The organism is Dictyobacter sp. Z7_2, from assembly GCF_057551105.1.
This window is the reverse complement of record NZ_BAAJPE010000002.1, coordinates 3,912,469-3,928,595: the sequence shown is the minus strand read 5'-3', so window position 1 is coordinate 3,928,595 and position 16,127 is coordinate 3,912,469. Positions and strand designations below refer to the sequence as shown.

Below are 16,127 nucleotides of genomic sequence, written 5' to 3'. Positions count from 1 at the left end.
TCCTATGCAACAGCAGGATGCAGGATTACCATCGGGATGTCTCGCGTCGTTTTCTGCTGATATGCCTCATAGAACGGCAGCTCGGCAACCAGCTGCGTCCACAGAGCGCTTCACAACGATAAGTACGGGGATCTTTGCGTGCCATCCAGATTTGCGCCGATGTACAATACACCGGGAGCGTGGAGCATCTCCTCAGCAGTTTCAGCACTGAGCACTGCACCGGTCTTGAAGACATAGATCAGTGCTTCACTGGTCCTGACCTCCTGCACAATCTGAATTTGTTGCCCCTGCAAGCCGGCGAAATTAGCAAATGCTGCATAGATGTCCATATCAGGTCTGGCTATCAATACCTGAGTATAACGACTCGCCAGGACCTGGCCGGCAATATGCTGAATCTTAACGCATAATATTACACGAGGATCTCCCGCATAGAGCAAAGAAGAACCATAACGTTCGGCGAGCGTATTAAAAAAGGCTCCATCAGGATCTTCTTCAATTCGTTCAACCACGCCGCGCAATTCGGCATAGGAATATGGCTCATCCATATCCGTAATGGAGATCGAGACACGTGGATCTCTCTTGATGTTCTGATATTTCTTGCGATTGGTGGTATGGGTAAATTTGATATATTCACCATCCCACAAGAACCACATCGGTGAGGACTGTGGTTCACCATTGGAGCCCAGAGTGGCCAGATGCGCAAAATTCTGAGCTTGAAGTATCTTTTGTAGTTGTGGATTGTTCAAATCTATCATAAGAAATCTCTCCAATATAACTGGCTGTGGCTCATCACAGTACGTTGCATCTCTCTCTTTGACAAAGACTGGCAAGGTCTCTTGAGAGATTACATTGTTATTTTTCACACTAGAACATCCGAACGTTCGGACTTTTTACAGAACAAAAAAAATTGGATACTATTCAGGCAGAGGTACAGCTTCAAGAAAGAGTAAGCCCACGCAACTTTCTATAATTTGTTGCACCATTGTCTCACGATCAACGGCGCCGAAAGCCGCCGGATCGATTACCACCCGACTAACTATACTCATACTCATACTTAAAAGCGCACGATCAGCTATATCGCGCACGGGATACTCACGACGAAGATCGTGAATAAGTTGAAGCAAGATGTGTTCCGAAGGCGGACGTGCATCCTCGGACACAGATTTCCCCTGAATCAATGCATCCTGCTGCACGCGCAGAAAGCAAAACGCATACGCCTGGGGATGATCGATGCTCCACGCGACAAAAGCCTTGCCAATGGCGACAAATTGATGCATTGGATCTGGACTGGCTGCATGATACGCTTGCATTAACACTTGATCCTCTTCCATCACAATCTCTTGAAAGAGAGCTGCAGCAATCTCATCTTTACTCTTGAAGTGTGTATACAAGCTCGCCTTCGACTTAAAGCCGGCCGCCTGCCGAATATCGTCGATCGACGTCCCATCATAACCTCGCGTACTAAAGAGCTGCAACGCCACGTGAAGAATACTCTCACGACCACGTGAGCTATTTTTTTTTCCTACAACCAGATCCATGTCAAAGCCACCGTCTCTACTGAAAATGTCCGACCGATCGGACATTTTCAGTATAATATATACACTCCGAAAATGTCAAGCGAAGCGAAGACAGTGTAGCGTCGCACGCTCGCGTGCGATGTCCCACTCGACGTACGATCAGGCAGGCCTGCGTGGCGCGCCAAGTTCTAACTGTCTCGTACGAGTCACAGGGACATCGCACGCGAGCGTGCGACGCTACGGTGTCCTCGCTTCGCTTGACACTGGCCAGGGTCTGCCCCTCTTTCGTGCTTCATGATCAGGAATGTAGATCAAGTTTCACATCAGCACCGCCCGAGCTTTCCTCATGTGACGCAAAGCGTTTAAACAGGCCACCAGCTTTGCTCGACGGACCTTCCCAAAACTCAGCACTCTCCACATGGACCTTGATTAAGATGACATCGGGATCTTCGGGACCGGTCTGAAACCAGGATTTGGCAACAGGGTTCCAGAGATCCTTGATCTTTTTACGATCATCGACCAGTTGAGCTGTGCCCGAGACGGTTACAAACAGATTTTTATCTGGCTTGCTATAGCTCAGATTGACCTGCCGATGCTCTTCCATTTCACGAACTTTTGGGGAGCCTGCCGAGGCGAGAAACCAGAAATCCCCATCAAACTTGACAGCCTCGATGTCTTGCGTGACCATTGGACGGCTATGCAAAGAGCCATCTGGCTCAATCGTCGTCATCATCGCGATACGGATATCTTTAATCTTCTCGCTCAGCAGTGCGGCATCGCTCTTATGCTCGGTATGTGAACTCATGAAAAAGCCCTCCAATCTCCATCATCAAAAAACGCTTACAATAGTAGTTTTTCCCATAGATACTGAGTACACGATGCGATTGCATAAGAGGATGCAATACGTAACCGCAAGCTACCCGAACAATTGAAGCTCACATCAACGGATTTGTTGATGCTGACTCCCTGAGCCTCGCTGCGGCGGCTGTTGTCTTTGCAGGGACTGATTTTCTACGGCCAGATCTCTTCTCTCGCGCTCAAGACGATCATGCTCTAGCTGCAAAAGCCTGTGCTCACGCGTAAGTTTGCTGATACTGGCACTGAGCGCTTCTTTCTCACGCATGACCTTTTTAAGCGTATCATCGTGCTCGCCTTGCTCCTCACGCATCCGCTCGACATCATCCTCCAGCGAACTAATACGATTTTGTTGCTCGGCCATCTTCATGGTCGAAACAAGTAGCTCTTTCTTGAAGGTATCGCGCTGGATAGCCAGATCCTGCTGCAACTTTGTGAGTTGAGGCTCATAACGCCATCCCAGCAGGACATTCGCCACCTCACGCAAAGCTCCCTCATCGTCCTCATCCTCGCGTAGCTCCTGGAGCTTATCCACATCCCACTGCCCGCTGGCGAGCAGGCCACCAAGCGCTCGCAACGAGACGGCCAGTTGCTCAGGATATCCACCTCCAGGTCGTTTATTGGCGATGCCGTGACGACTGATCGTGTAGACATAATCATTGATGGCCTCGGGGACCGTGGTCATGCTCAGGATCGTTGCAACTTCCGCACGCAAAGTCAGCGAAGCAGATGTATCGTTAAAGATATGCAGCAACACATCCTGAGTGGAGGGTCCCAGCAGGAAGAAGAGATAGAGAAGGCTGCGACTCTGCTGTGGATCATCGCTGAGAGCCTGCACGAGATGATCGGTGATGATTGGCTCGCCCATCAAGAGGAGCAACGCCATGATACGCAGCTTCGTCTCCGGCTGCGAACTTGTCTGCACAAACTCGATCAGTTCGGGAACCATCACATGATCGCGATACTCCAGCTTGGCCTCCTCATGGACGCGGGCCAGCAGGAGAGAGACCGCCATGGCAATATCATCGCGATCATCGCCCACCAGCAGAGTCACCAACTCATCCTTGATCACCTCAGGAGGCATATTGCGGAAAACCGCCATGGCAGCCTCGCGACGCGTCAGATTACTGCGATCGCTCTGAGCAGTCCAGATAAATGAGAGCGCCGGAATACCGATCTCTCCCAGGATAAATTGCGCCGAGCGGGCTACAGCTGCGTTTGGATTAACGATCAACTCTCCAACCCGCGCCACTGCCAGGCCCCCATTTCTAATCAGCGCGATCTCGGCTCCCTGACGCTGTTCATCCACGAAGAGAGCTCCGATCAGGCGGTCAAGCACGACATCCTGGAGCTCTGGCTTGCGGGCCAGACGCACAAAAGCTTCGGCGACATCCTCGATCAAGCGAGCGTCTTCTAAGCCATCCATGAGAGCAGGCATGCTGACATCCGCGACAGTATCGGTGAGTAGTTCGAGCAGAGCCTCACGGGCGTACGGCGGCAGCGTCGGATGAAAGAGTCGGACGATTCCCAGCAGGATCTCCTGCTGATCTTGACCCTGTCGCTGACGAGCCAGCGAGATGATCACATGCTGAGACAGCTCGCGGGCCGAAGCACGTTGATCGTTCAAGCCCGCCACCAATGGTCGCAGCACAGCCGGTCCAAAGCGCGGGAGCAGATCAGCGGCGATCAGGCTACGTTCGTGCTCGCCGAGCAGACCGACAAGTGGCGGCATGGCGGCATCGGGATAACGGAGAAGCAATGCAGATACAACTGCTCGCAGATCGGGTCGATAGAGAGCTTCAAGCAGAGCGGGAACCACAACCGTACCAGACATCTGTCCCAATGCCTGCTGCACATATTCACGCACAGACTCATCGCGATGCAGTAGATGAGAGACCAATACCGGAGCCGCCTCCTGGCCTTTATCGCGCAAGATCTCGATGACCTGTTCGGCCTGATTTGCACTACGACGCTGCTCCAACACCTCAATAAGCTGCTCGCCGGGGAAGGGGGACATCAGGATAAGTGCGCGACGTACGCGTTGGATCACCACTGGCTCAGCAGGCTGATCGAGTGCCAGGATCAACTCATCAAAGGCAACCATACCCAACTGACTCAGCGCCATGATCGCCTGCTCGTAGACCAGCGTGTTACCGACAGATAACAGATTCAATAAGGGCTGGACGACGCGTGCATCGGAGAAGAGGCAGAGCGCTCGGATAATCGAAACAGCTAACAAAGGCTCTTCCACTGGCAATTGTGGCTGAGCCAGCAGGCTGATCAAAGCAGGAATGGCACGTGGATCGTGCAGATTTTCCAGGACCTGGACCAGGAAGCGTGTACGAGCAGAGATAGCTGAGGTCAGCACTTCAATCACAGGATCGACTGCCGCCACACCGATAGTTTCCAGAACGGTCGCGGCTCGCTCCGCCACCATATCGTCGGGGCCAGTCAGGATCACGTCGATCAGCCCAGGAATGCTTTCGGGAGCGTAGACCTCTAATGCTCGCATCGTATGCTGACGCACCGTCGCCTGGCTATCACTGAGTAAGCGGAAAAGAGCATCCAGAGCGCGGAAATCACGTTGATCGACAAGGATATCGATCACGCGCACGCGCACGGTCTCTGAAGGATCGCTCAAGCGTTCAATCAGGCGCGGGACGGCTGCCGCTCCGATCTCCTGTAAGGCCTGCAACACATTGCGAGCCGCAGAAGCATCCTGGGACGACAGATAGCCCAGTAAAGCATCAATTGCCTTCTCACCACGCTTCTCGCGGAGCGCCAGCGGCGCAGCATTTTTGGCCTGCTTGACCAGGAATTCGCGGGCCATCTGCTGTGTCTCCGCTTCGTTCTGATAGCGCGAAGTCAGCATGAGCACCACATGCTCCAGAATCTGCTGATACTGTGCCAGCGAAACCAGATATCTGGTGCTATCCTTATCGTCCAGAAAGCGATCAACCACGGTCAGCACCGCCTGATGCACACGAGACGAAAATGGCCGATTGGCATTGGCATCGAGCTCTTCAAGCACACGTTCCAAAGTCAATTGCGGCCCCAGACGGATCAAAGCATTGGTAGAACGTTGAGCAATAAACATCTCAGTATCCTGCAAACGCTCCATCAGAGGCTCAACCGCAGAAATATCGTTCGTGCCTCCCAGGGTATTCACAGCGGCGGCGCGTAAGCGCAAAGAGCGTTCAGGAGCTGGCAAGCTCAGTTCAGTGGCACGGGGCACCACAACCGCTCCAAACAGGCCGAGGACACGGATAATACGCTTCACTTGCTGCTCATACGCAGGATTACTGATAGCATCCTGCAATTGTGTAAAGAGCAGATCCGGCACCACCGTGCGATCCAATAAAATGATCAACTCTTCGATGCCATCCAGCGTTACCAGAGGCAGCAAGGAACGATAGACCTCCAGGCCACCCTCCTCAGCGCTATGCGTAAAAAGCTGAGCCAGTTCTTCGCGAGCAGCTTTGTTCTGTACCGCGATGGACAGCGCTTCACCAATGGAGGGAGGCAGTTCCACATGATGCTGGATATCAGCCTGGGGAGGGGTCCACAGCACACCAACACAGATTAATCCCAACGTGAGAGCCTGAAGCACATAGCTCTGCTTATTCACGCCTAAGCGTCCAAAGCATTCGGCCAACTCCAGAGGATCATCCAGCAGACCAGCCCAGATCGCCACTGGCTCGCTCCAGCGACCAACATCCTCCAGCAGCTCGGAGCGGATCGCTAACTGAGTCAAATCGTTCTGCTCGCAGGCCAGAAAATACTCAGCGACCAGATACTCAGCGATCAGCTCATGTCGAAAGCTCAGCACGCCATCCGAACTGATGTCGATCAGTCCCGCACTTTGCGCGAAGCGGAGCAGGGGAGCTGTATCACCATAAGAGGCACGCACCGGCTCGCTCTCAACCACAAAAGGTCCTTGAGCACGATGCTCCTGTAGCCAGGACGTCAGCTCATCGCGAATCACCTCGATGTTACGCGCTCCGCGTGGCACAGTCAGGCCCGTACGCGTGGGAGCTATCAACTGAATCGCATTTCTATCTTGCGCCCAGCGAGCCGCGCAGGCGACTTCGCTCAGAAAGCCTACAACATCCTGCTCAGCGGGGGCAGTACCATCCCACTTATCGCTCTCCTGAGCGATGAGCTGCGTAACAGACTCGCGTAACAAGAGTCCACGTGTATCTATCAGCTTCCCATACTCGACACCGATCTTATCAATAATGCCCATCAATGTGAAGAGCATCATCGGGTTCGTGCAGTGATAGCGCAAGCGACTGCGATCGATGACCGTCATGATCTGTCCGGCCGTATGCCGCCACTGATCGGATTGCTGCTCGACGTAGCGCTCGACAAAGGCATAGACCTGATCGAGTTGCAACGGATAAACAACGACGCGGGTCGCTCGACCATCCTCAACCAGCTCAACGAAATCGGCCTGCTCCCGATAATCCACCTCGCGACAGGTGATGACCAGCCGATTCTGGCTCGTGCGCATAATCGCAGCCAGTTCGGTCCCCACCTGAGCCAGATAGTCACTATCAACCTCATTGAGACCGTCACAGAGGAACAGCAGCCGTCCTTGCTTAAATAAAGGAATGATATAGCTATGGAGGTAGCGCATCCCCGGTAGATCGCTCTGAACGAGGTATGAGAGCAGCGAGGGTGAGAGCGCTTCTTCATCAGCTAACAACGTTTCGACCTGCAATTGTTTCAGGTAGAGGCTATAATTCTTCATCGGCACATAGATGGGAATTTTGCCGCCGCTGGTAGCAATTTTAAAGGGCTGCTCGGAGGTAAGATATTGATACGCTCGTAAAGCCATCGTTTTACCGGCTCCCGGTACACCCAGGATGAGGAGAGGCGTCTGCTGATGTTCAACCAGTTGCAAAAGAGAAATATATTCATTGTGCTGGACCGGCTCATCGAGAGCTTGCGGTTGCTCCTGGGCGAGGTCCCTGGTAGTACGAATATTAGTCAGAGTGGTCAGAGGCGTATACAGATCATGATAAGATTGTTGAGCTCCATGCACGGTGCGCAGATAACGCACGATGGCCCAGGGTCTGGCAAGAAAGAAAAAGATTGCAGTAAAGATTAAAAGTTCGGGTATAGCCAGTAAGAGAAACAATGTCAATTGAGCCAGAAGATGCAAGGGAAAAAGGAGACCAAAGACAAGTAGAAGTGTTAGAATCGCAGTCGCGCCCAGGCCCAGCAGAACACAGGGGATTAGGCGCGGCAAGACCGTCCCCATCCCTCGTCCTCCGCCTGACGGCGGGGAGGCATTTGTTTTTTGAACCTGTTGTTCCATTTATAATTACTCCAAATTTCTTTTTATAAACATAGTAAAAACAGTATATCGCAATCAATCCATCCGAACAAGCAATACGAAATAGTCCTTATAAGCATCAAGATGACAGAGCAAATAAGACCCCAAATAGTACCGGCAACCATAAATCTACCTTTGGAACGTTCTATTCTAGAGCGATCAATTACGCGCTAAAGGAAGTCACTATGGTCAAGCCCGCTAACTCGCTAGGATCTATTAGCTAGTAAAAGCCCTAAGTGTCAAAAATGAGTTAAAATGGAAGCATGCAAAAATTACCGTTGCAGCCTACAGATGTCATCGGAAATTATGACGACCAGAGTGTAGTGCTGCTTTGCCGCAAACATGTGACAACACGCACGTATCAACGGAGTCACCGTACCTTAAGAAAGGAACAAGCCGGTATGCGATCAGGAAACGGCTTTACAGGTTTATATCGTGTCTAGAAAAATTGCCGCAAACCAATCACAGCCAGAAAACAAAAGGACGATGCACGTCTCGACAGCTGATACGGCGCCCTTATCGCACCAGACGGGAGCACTACACTTACTCAAACGTGCCCCAAGCAGCTATCTTTTCAATCAGGTATATAGCTTCTGGTTTCTTGTCTCCTCATTTCTTTTTACGATTCTACTCACCCGCGAGCTTCGACCAGATCAGTATGGCATCTACGCAGTCATCCAGACCACCATCAATACAATCACCTATATCGCCGCGCTGGGACTCGAAGATGCCACCACCACATTTATCCCACGCATTCTGGCCGAAAACGGGAAGGCGGATGCGGCCAAACTCGCCCGACAGATTGTCGGATTACGTCTATTGATGCTTGTCATCAGCATTGCTGTCCTCGCTTTTGGCTTACCACTGCTCGCCTCGGGTATCGAGCTCATTCCCCTCGCAGGAGCAAAAAGTATCAGCGCAGGATTACAAGATCCTATCTTAGTGACGTATAATATACCAATTATGCTCTATGTCTTTGGAACTGGCATTGGCAACACGCTCACAGCACTCTGCTCAGCCCAGTTACGCACACAGATCGTCTTAGCCATTAGTGGCGGCACACAGGTCATTCTCCTGATCGCTGGCTTTGTACTGCTCTCACAAGGAGGGAGCATCACAGCCATTCTATGGCTGCAAGCGCTGTTAGCGATAGCCAATGCGCTCGCTTTTGTTATCTGGCAATTCCCATTTTTATTTTCGCCCCGGACAAATTATAAAACGCCGCTGCGAGCCGTGCTCAAGCTCAGTATTTCAGCCTGGCTGACCAACCTCGCCTCGGGAGCGCTACTCAAGCAGATATCAGTGATTCTGCTGGGTATCTACCTGATATCCTACACCGACATCGGCTACTTTAACCTCTCCTTCCAACTGGCGGACGCCGCTAACGTCCTGCTCGTCGGAGGCTTCTCAGGCGTTGGTGGATCAGCACTATCGGCGGCATACGTAGGAAAGAATCATGCGCGCTTAGGGCAAACCTGGCAGTCCTTGATTAAAGTCGAAACAGTACTGGCCGCCCCTGGACTGGTCTTTTGCCTCTTCAACGCAGGTACCATTACGCAGGTGCTCTATGGCAGCAAATATGCTCCCGTAGGAGAACTCCTGATGATCTTTCTACTCTTCAATTTATTTGTACGCATACTAGGAGCAACCATCCATCAAGCCAGCCTCTACATCGTCGGGAATCCCAAGCTGGTCGTCTTTAGCCAGTGGATCGGTATCGGCGTTGTGATCGGAGCCGGCTGTATACTCATCCCCATGTTTGGAGCGGCCGGAGCTCTGATGGCTGACGGATTGGCAAAACTCACAACCGGCCTCCTGCTCCTTATCTCCATCCTGAGCTATATTCCGCGCGAGAATCGTATCAATTTAAGCGTTTTCACGCTACGCTTTATGCTGGCATTGGCCATTGCCGCACTGCCATTTTTACTCTGGCATCCAAGCAGCCGGATACTGCTGGGTATTTCTGGTTGCGTCTTTGTGCTATTATGCCTGGGTCTTTTACTATGGATTAAACCTTTCAGCTCGATGGATATAGCGATGCTTCAGCAGATGAATCCAAAAATCGCGAAATTTTTGCATCCCTTTACCCGACAGTCAACAAAGAAACTTGCATAGATAAACATCAACCTGATAGTGGCGAGAAGAAGAGGAAGAGTAATCTCATGACACAGCCGAGGCCTGAGCCGCTTGATCCAATCCTTGTGATTAACGCCTACGCCCAGGGAATCTTCCCGATGGCGGATGAAAATGGGAAAATCAACTGGTATGCTCCCGATCCACGTGCGATCCTGGAGCATACCGATCTGCACGTCTCGCGCTCTCTGCGGGCGACGATACGTAAGCAGATCTATCAGGTACGTATGGATACTTCTTTTGAGCAGGTTATGCGCTGCTGCGGGGCACGCCCGGAGACCTGGATCAATGAGGAGTTTATCAAGGCGTATACGTATCTCTATCGGCATGGATTCACTCACTGTGTCGAGGCGTGGCAGGATGGAGATCTGGTCGGCGGGTTGTATGGCGTGTCGATTGGAGGCGCGTTCATGGGCGAAAGTATGTTTTCGTTCGCCACGGACGCCTCCAAAGTCTGTGTGGTCGCGCTGGTAGAGCATCTCCAGGCATGCGGCTACGTCCTCCACGACACACAATTTCTTACTCCCCATCTCGCCACACTCGGTGTCACCGAGGTCCCACGCCACAAGTATGAGGAACGCCTGCAAGCCGCTCTGGAGCTGGACTGCATCTGGACCGAGTACAGCCGTGCGTGATTACGAGAGGTTCATCTGCTGCAAATTCGCTTCATCCTCATTCTCATCTTCATCATAATAGACCTCTTCAAGCTCGGCCTGACGACGCTCATCAGCCAGCCGCGTACGGCGCTCCATCTGTCCCATCCAGGCAATAAAGAGCGGCGTCATGACAGCCAGATCAATCAGGCCAGGCAGCAACAACATCGCACCAGCCGCCGATTGATCGCCAAAGGTCGTGAAGCCCATCTGGACAAAAGAGGCAGGGATGGCGTAGTGGGTGTACAGCGGCACGTTACTGTAGACGAGAATAAAGGCAAAGATGTCAATCGGCTCTCCATCCAGGATAATATAGAGCATCTGAAGCGGATAACCGATCTTTTTCAGTTCCGATAGCGTCCCTACGACCGGCCACCAGTTGAGCAGTGAGGCCAGGAAGATGGTGATCATCATGATGTTGTAGATAGGCACACTCCCCACAGCCGCATTATAGATCTTCGGCGCGTGCCAGAGCAGAAACGTCGCATTAAAGATGATCGACGTCACGATCGGATTCGTCAGAAAGCGCACAATCGAGCTGACAACCGGAATCTTTAACACCGGCTCCAGAAGCACCGCCGAACAGCCTCCCACCAGGAGCGGAGCACAGAAGGTCGTCAAGACCACCACTTCTGCCATATGCACCGAAAAAAGTTGCGTCCGACCAATGATCTGAACCGGCGAGAAGAATAGCAGGGCAAAAATAATCAGGCCGATCCAGAATGAGATAATCCGCAGCACGCCGACGGTGGGGGATTGCGGATCATTGCGATGCCGGACGTGTACTCGCCACAAGCCAAACAGATAAAGCGCTCCCAGAAGCACAAAACAAAGAAATCCGCCCAGGCTCCACGACCAGGCGAGCGAGAGACCATACAACATAGAAAGACTCCACAAACTATTTTCAGCAGAGATAGGCACGAGAAGATTCAGCCCGACAACAACCATCTCATAGTATAGGACAGGTTATGAGATCGTGCAAACAAGATCCTGGCGCATTTGATATAATGCACGTAGCTCAACTACGGATTGAGCAGAAAGAAAGAGGCACGTATCATGCGTATTCTGATTGCTCCGCAAGCACTCAAAGGAAGTCTCTCGGCCACCGAGGCGGGAGCAGCGATCGCACAGGGAGCCCATGCGGCCTTTCCCGATGCGGCGATCACGATTATCCCGATCGCGGACGGTGGTGAGGGAACGGTCCAGGCTCTGGTCGATGCAACCAGAGGAGAGATACGCACCCAGATAGTCACAGGTCCACTGAGCGAGCCTGTCAAGGCTTTCTATGGCCTGCTTGGTGACGGTCGAACCGCAGCCATCGAGATGGCCGCCAGCTCAGGACTGCCGCTTGTTCCCACACAGAGACGCAATCCGCGCATCGCAACCAGTTACGGGGTGGGAGAGCTGATCAAAGCCGCACTTGATCAAGGTCGCAGACACTTTATTATTGGCCTCGGCGGCAGTGCCACCAATGATGGCGGCGCTGGGATGGCTCAGGCACTTGGTGCTCGTCTACTCGACGCCTATGGCAAACCAATCGCCTTCGGAGGAGCGGCTCTCACAACGCTTGCCCACATCAGCATAGACACTCTCGATCCCCGACTTCAGGAATGTACCTTTGAGGTCGCCTGCGATGTCACCAATCCACTCTGCGGCCCCACAGGAGCATCAGCGATCTACGGCCCGCAAAAAGGAGCATCACCCAGCGTCGTCGCCGAACTCGACGCCGCTCTCGCCCACTACGCACAGATTATTCAGCGCGATCTCCAGATCGACGTTCGTAACATCCCAGGAGCTGGCGCGGCTGGCGGTCTGGGAGCGGGTGCCATCGCCTTCCTGAGAGCCACACTGCGTCCAGGCGCGCAGATCGTGATCGACGCCTTGCATCTTAATGAATATATGAAAAACACCGACCTCGTCATCACCGCCGAGGGACAACTCGATGAACAGACCGCCTATGGCAAAAGCGTCGCCGCCATCGCCACACTCGCCAAGAAATACAGCGTCCCCGTACTGGCTCTCACCGGAGGCTTAGGCGAGCAGTACAAGAGTCTGTATGATCTCGGCATCGACGCCATCACCGTGCTCCCTTCGGGTCCCATGCCGCTCGTCTACGCCATGGAACATGCCTATCTTTTGACAAGCGAAGCAACCGAACGCGCACTCAAACTCCTCAAAATGGGCATCAACTTCAAAAAAATGTAAGCGTGGTCCGCAAATACCCACTATGCCAAACGTTTATAATAATGTAAGACGGAATGTAAACGTCGGTACACTTCTTTTCGATATGTGTTCGTGACGCCGGAAATTTTTAGTCGCTGGAATACGTTACATATAGTAGGAATAGCTTTCTTTGTGGGGCTGTGCTAGCAACACTCAAAATCTCTGCAAGGACGGGCTTATTCATGAAGTTTGTTCGGTCATAGTAAAGGGAGCTGCCATCATGTCAGAATATTCATACGCCACCGAAAGTACCGATCTACAAAGTCTGCTCTCGCTAGGATTTTCAGAAGCCGAAGCCACACAACTCGTTCATATGAGGGATCATGTCGCCGAGCAAACTGAATATCGAGAAATGCTGCAAGAGAGTCGTCGTCTCGACTTTATGCGCTGGCTCAATGAACATAATCGTATCAGCCACTAAGCGCTGATACCTATCAGATAGATGAGTCATCGGGAGCCAGGATATTCCAATCCTGGCTCCCTTTTTATTGCTAGCATACCTGCTGTGATTGCCAATCTATCTGCCAGATGAGAGCTCTAAAGCCTCTAAAGCCTGGAATTCAGTCCTCGGACGTTCTTGGCCGACTGGATGAAGACCTGACACGCGACGCATACTGCACAAGCCACCAGATGCATCCACCAATCAACAAGACAAAAAAGGGTTCAATGGGCGCACGAAAACGCGAGCTCCCATACAATGCAATGTTAAGACCAACAGTAAAGAGGATACAGAGGTAGACGACAATTAAATCTTGCTTCCAGCGCCTCCAGGTTGCAATCAGGCCACAAACTGCCAGAAGAAGAACAACTGGTGTGACATACCAGATCATATACCACACAATCTGTGAAGAGAGGCGCGTAGGGAATTGGACCATGGGTAATCCCTCTTCAGAAGTATAGGGAGTCCAGGTATTAACGAAGTGTAAGCTCAGCAGATATGGCATGGAAGAGAGATGCCCTTTAATCCAATGGAAGGCATACGCGCTTCGATAAGCGTCGTTATCTGTATGATGCTGCAAATCTAGGGGAGGTTCTATCTCTGCAGAAGAAACCCAGAGACCTCGTCCTTGTAAATTTATCCAGATAGATTTGCTCATCGGACTATCAGCAGGCATCCACTTATAATCACCCATCGGATTAGGGTGTAAAACAGTATCATTATACGCGCCAGCAAGCACTGCTCCATTCCCAACTGCAATCGGAATAAATTGATGAGTGACACGATAATTGCGTATCGTCCAGGGAGCAATCAGAACTATCGTAAGTATAAAAATGATCAGTAGTACTGAGATAGCCTGCCGCCAGGAGAAATGATGCGAACAGAGAAGCAATAGAGCCCAGATGAGGGCCAGTCCCAATAGATCAAGACCATTAGGGCGCGTTAACGATGCCAGTACAAGGACAATAGCGCTCAATATGATCCATCTATACTGTCCACTACGCTGAAAACGGAAAAGTAGGTAACAGAAACTGAGCTGCAAAAAAGTAAACAGGGACTCAGTATACATCCAACCATCATAGAGAAATAGCCCAACATAGAGCGATGCCAATATACCTGTGATGAATGCGACCTGCTTACCCCATAAATCACGCGCGAAAAGATAAAGAATAATACAGGTACCTGATCCAATCAAGCAAAAGAAAAGACGCGAATACAAGTTAGCTGGTCCAAAGAGCCAGGCAAGTACAGCAATAATCCATGGCCACAAAGGTGCACGCCCAGCCAGACAGCCCAACGTTTGCAGATCGCCTTTAGGGCAGTAGGAGTGTAAATAAAGCAGGTTAAAGCCAATCGTTTGATAGTTACCAGCATCAAAAAGAGGCTGATAGCCTTTCGCAACCGTCGCATTATAAAGTAGCCTTACAGCCAAAGCTAAAAAGAAGATAAAAATGATGGCAAAAGATGATGGTAGAAATCTCCGAATTTTCATGAAAACTCCACAGAGATACGACATAATTCTTATTTAATGCTTGTTGTTTGAAATATTTCAGTCTATTCAACAAAAAAGTAGGTGGGTTGGTGGGATTGAGAAAGCCATAAGCCGAATTCTGTACTCGGATACGTTTACACGCGTCCGGGCGGTAATCATCTATCTAGGACAATGGTTGCCCATTGCCTCAAGCGACCAACCCGAAGGTTAACAGACGAGCCATCTGCCAGGTCTGGGACCTGTCCCCTCTATTTAGTCTTGCTCCAGATGGGGTTTGCACAGCCAATCAGTCACCTGATTGCTGGTGAGCTCTTACCTCACCATTTCGCCCTTACCCGGCCATCTGACCATAGATGGCATCTGGCCGGGCGGTATGTTTCTGTTGCACTTTCCTTGAAGTCGCCTCCACTGGCCGTTAGCCAGCATCTTTGCTCTAGGGAGTTCGGACTTTCCTCGGACCTTTCGATCCGCAATTACCAGTCTTTCTCAAACCTACCGTCCCTTAGAGTAACATATCTGACACGGGCCGTCTAGCACTACAGAGGCGACGTGATTACCGTCAAAAGTATCGAATACCTTCTATTGGCCGCTATTACTGCCGAATATTCCTATACAAGAGCGTTGCAGTTCGTGTCAAAACGCGCTACAATGACGGCTACTACAAAAATTGCTGCGTGTCTGCTAGAAAGTGATTTCTATAAGACTTATTATATGCAGAGAACCAATGTCATCTTGAGGTATATTCATGCACGAACCGTTATTGGAAGAGATTTTGAAAGTACACTTTCAGGACCCACTCCTTCTGAAACTGGCTCTAACACATCGCTCATATATCTATGAAACGTCTGGCGTCGGACAAAGTTCGAATGAACGTCTGGAGTTCCTGGGGGACTCGATTCTGGCTCTGATCAGTGCGGATTTTTTGTATCGCACCTTTCCTGATCTGAGCGAGGGTGAGTTGACAGATGTACGCGCAGTGCTTGTGCGTACAGAGACGCTTGCGAATTTTGCGCGCGAAATTAATCTGGGCACCTTCCTGCTGATGGGAAAAGGTGAACAAAATAGTGGAGGAGGACAGCGCGTCCAGGCATCGGCCTTTGAGGCGGTGCTGGGAGCAATCTACCTGGATCAAGGTCTGGAGGCGGCCCGGCTTTTCTTGCTTCCTCGTCTTGAGCCACTCGCACAGACGATTGTGACAAAGCGCCTGTTTAAGGATAATAAATCATTGTTCCAGGAACAAGCGCAGGCTCATGAAGGAATTACTCCTTCGTACCGCCTGGTCAGTCAAGAGGGACCATCACACAATCGCGAATTTACCGTAGAAGTCATGCTGGGAGAACAGGTGGCTGGTCGTGGTCAGGGTCGCAATAAACAGACGGCGGAACAGGAAGCAGCACGCAACGCTCTTGTAAGTCGAAACTGGACATAGAGATCTCATTCTAATGTTGAAGAGTCGAAATCGTGAAGGTCTGGC

The 16,127-nt window shown here is 51.3% G+C and carries 12 protein-coding genes and 1 other RNA gene; 5 read left to right on the top strand and 8 right to left on the bottom strand.

Annotated features, from left to right (window positions below; all coding sequences use genetic code 11):
- Positions 1-2: 2 nt before the first annotated feature.
- The 5 genes from AC27N8_RS29975 to AC27N8_RS29955 all read right to left on the bottom strand — a co-directional run bounded on the left by AC27N8_RS29975 (position 3) and on the right by AC27N8_RS29955 (position 7,695).
- Positions 3-104 carry a hypothetical protein gene (locus tag AC27N8_RS29975; RefSeq protein WP_487074772.1) on the bottom strand — a complete coding sequence of 34 codons (102 nt, stop codon included), beginning with the start codon at positions 102-104 and terminating at the stop codon, positions 3-5.
- Positions 105-110: 6 nt separating this feature from the next.
- Positions 111-755 (bottom strand): PPOX class F420-dependent oxidoreductase, encoded by a 645-nt coding sequence (locus AC27N8_RS29970; RefSeq protein WP_487072389.1) that lies wholly within the window; start codon positions 753-755, stop codon positions 111-113.
- A gap of 159 nt (positions 756-914) precedes the next feature.
- Entirely contained in the window at positions 915-1,538 is a 624-nt protein-coding gene (locus AC27N8_RS29965) for a TetR/AcrR family transcriptional regulator (RefSeq protein WP_487072387.1), read from the bottom strand.
- Between the two features lie 277 nt (positions 1,539-1,815).
- A complete protein-coding gene (locus AC27N8_RS29960; protein WP_487072385.1) occupies positions 1,816-2,322 on the bottom strand; it encodes a pyridoxamine 5'-phosphate oxidase family protein in 507 nt (168 codons plus the stop codon).
- Between the two features lie 135 nt (positions 2,323-2,457).
- Positions 2,458-7,695, bottom strand: a complete 5,238-nt coding sequence (locus tag AC27N8_RS29955; RefSeq protein ID WP_487072384.1) for a HEAT repeat domain-containing protein — start codon at positions 7,693-7,695, stop codon at positions 2,458-2,460.
- A gap of 453 nt (positions 7,696-8,148) precedes the next feature.
- Between AC27N8_RS29955 and AC27N8_RS29950 the strand changes: the two genes are divergently transcribed.
- Both AC27N8_RS29950 and aat read left to right on the top strand, forming a co-directional pair.
- Positions 8,149-9,828, top strand: coding sequence for a lipopolysaccharide biosynthesis protein (locus AC27N8_RS29950; protein WP_487072383.1), 1,680 nt, complete (start codon positions 8,149-8,151; stop codon positions 9,826-9,828).
- A gap of 47 nt (positions 9,829-9,875) precedes the next feature.
- Positions 9,876-10,481 (top strand): leucyl/phenylalanyl-tRNA--protein transferase, encoded by a 606-nt coding sequence (aat, locus tag AC27N8_RS29945; protein ID WP_487072382.1) that lies wholly within the window; start codon positions 9,876-9,878, stop codon positions 10,479-10,481.
- Here the strand turns inward: aat and AC27N8_RS29940 are convergent, their stop codons facing one another.
- Complete coding sequence (locus AC27N8_RS29940) at positions 10,482-11,381, bottom strand: cytochrome c oxidase assembly protein (RefSeq protein ID WP_487072381.1); 900 nt, start codon at positions 11,379-11,381, stop codon at positions 10,482-10,484.
- Between the two features lie 174 nt (positions 11,382-11,555).
- Between AC27N8_RS29940 and AC27N8_RS29935 the strand changes: the two genes are divergently transcribed.
- The gene (locus tag AC27N8_RS29935) at positions 11,556-12,704 is read left to right on the top strand and encodes a glycerate kinase (protein ID WP_487072379.1); all 1,149 of its coding nucleotides are present in this window, start codon (positions 11,556-11,558) and stop codon (positions 12,702-12,704) included.
- A 238-nt stretch (positions 12,705-12,942) separates the two neighbouring features.
- Complete coding sequence (locus AC27N8_RS29930; RefSeq protein WP_487072377.1) at positions 12,943-13,143, top strand: hypothetical protein; 201 nt, start codon at positions 12,943-12,945, stop codon at positions 13,141-13,143.
- Positions 13,144-13,282: 139 nt separating this feature from the next.
- On the opposite strand, the gene AC27N8_RS29925 is transcribed toward AC27N8_RS29930, so the two are convergent.
- Entirely contained in the window at positions 13,283-14,653 is a 1,371-nt protein-coding gene (locus AC27N8_RS29925) for an ArnT family glycosyltransferase (protein ID WP_487072375.1), read from the bottom strand.
- A 92-nt stretch (positions 14,654-14,745) separates the two neighbouring features.
- Positions 14,746-15,142: RNase P RNA component class A (rnpB, locus tag AC27N8_RS29920), an RNA gene on the bottom strand.
- Between the two features lie 256 nt (positions 15,143-15,398).
- Between rnpB and rnc the strand changes: the two genes are divergently transcribed.
- Positions 15,399-16,082 carry a ribonuclease III gene (rnc, locus tag AC27N8_RS29915; protein WP_487072373.1) on the top strand — a complete coding sequence of 228 codons (684 nt, stop codon included), beginning with the start codon at positions 15,399-15,401 and terminating at the stop codon, positions 16,080-16,082.
- The last annotated feature ends 45 nt before the right edge of the window (positions 16,083-16,127 follow it).

Coding starts and splice junctions, on each gene's coding strand:
- AC27N8_RS29960 (WP_487072385.1), bottom strand. CDS start 2,322: ATGAGTTCACATACCGAGCATAAGAGCGATGCCGCACTGCTGAGCGAG.
- rnc (WP_487072373.1), top strand. CDS start 15,399: ATGCACGAACCGTTATTGGAAGAGATTTTGAAAGTACACTTTCAGGAC.
- AC27N8_RS29940 (WP_487072381.1), bottom strand. CDS start 11,381: ATGTTGTATGGTCTCTCGCTCGCCTGGTCGTGGAGCCTGGGCGGATTT.
- AC27N8_RS29930 (WP_487072377.1), top strand. CDS start 12,943: ATGTCAGAATATTCATACGCCACCGAAAGTACCGATCTACAAAGTCTG.
- AC27N8_RS29955 (WP_487072384.1), bottom strand. CDS start 7,695: ATGGAACAACAGGTTCAAAAAACAAATGCCTCCCCGCCGTCAGGCGGA.
- AC27N8_RS29970 (WP_487072389.1), bottom strand. CDS start 755: ATGATAGATTTGAACAATCCACAACTACAAAAGATACTTCAAGCTCAG.
- AC27N8_RS29935 (WP_487072379.1), top strand. CDS start 11,556: ATGCGTATTCTGATTGCTCCGCAAGCACTCAAAGGAAGTCTCTCGGCC.
- AC27N8_RS29965 (WP_487072387.1), bottom strand. CDS start 1,538: ATGGATCTGGTTGTAGGAAAAAAAAATAGCTCACGTGGTCGTGAGAGT.
- AC27N8_RS29925 (WP_487072375.1), bottom strand. CDS start 14,653: ATGAAAATTCGGAGATTTCTACCATCATCTTTTGCCATCATTTTTATC.
- aat (WP_487072382.1), top strand. CDS start 9,876: ATGACACAGCCGAGGCCTGAGCCGCTTGATCCAATCCTTGTGATTAAC.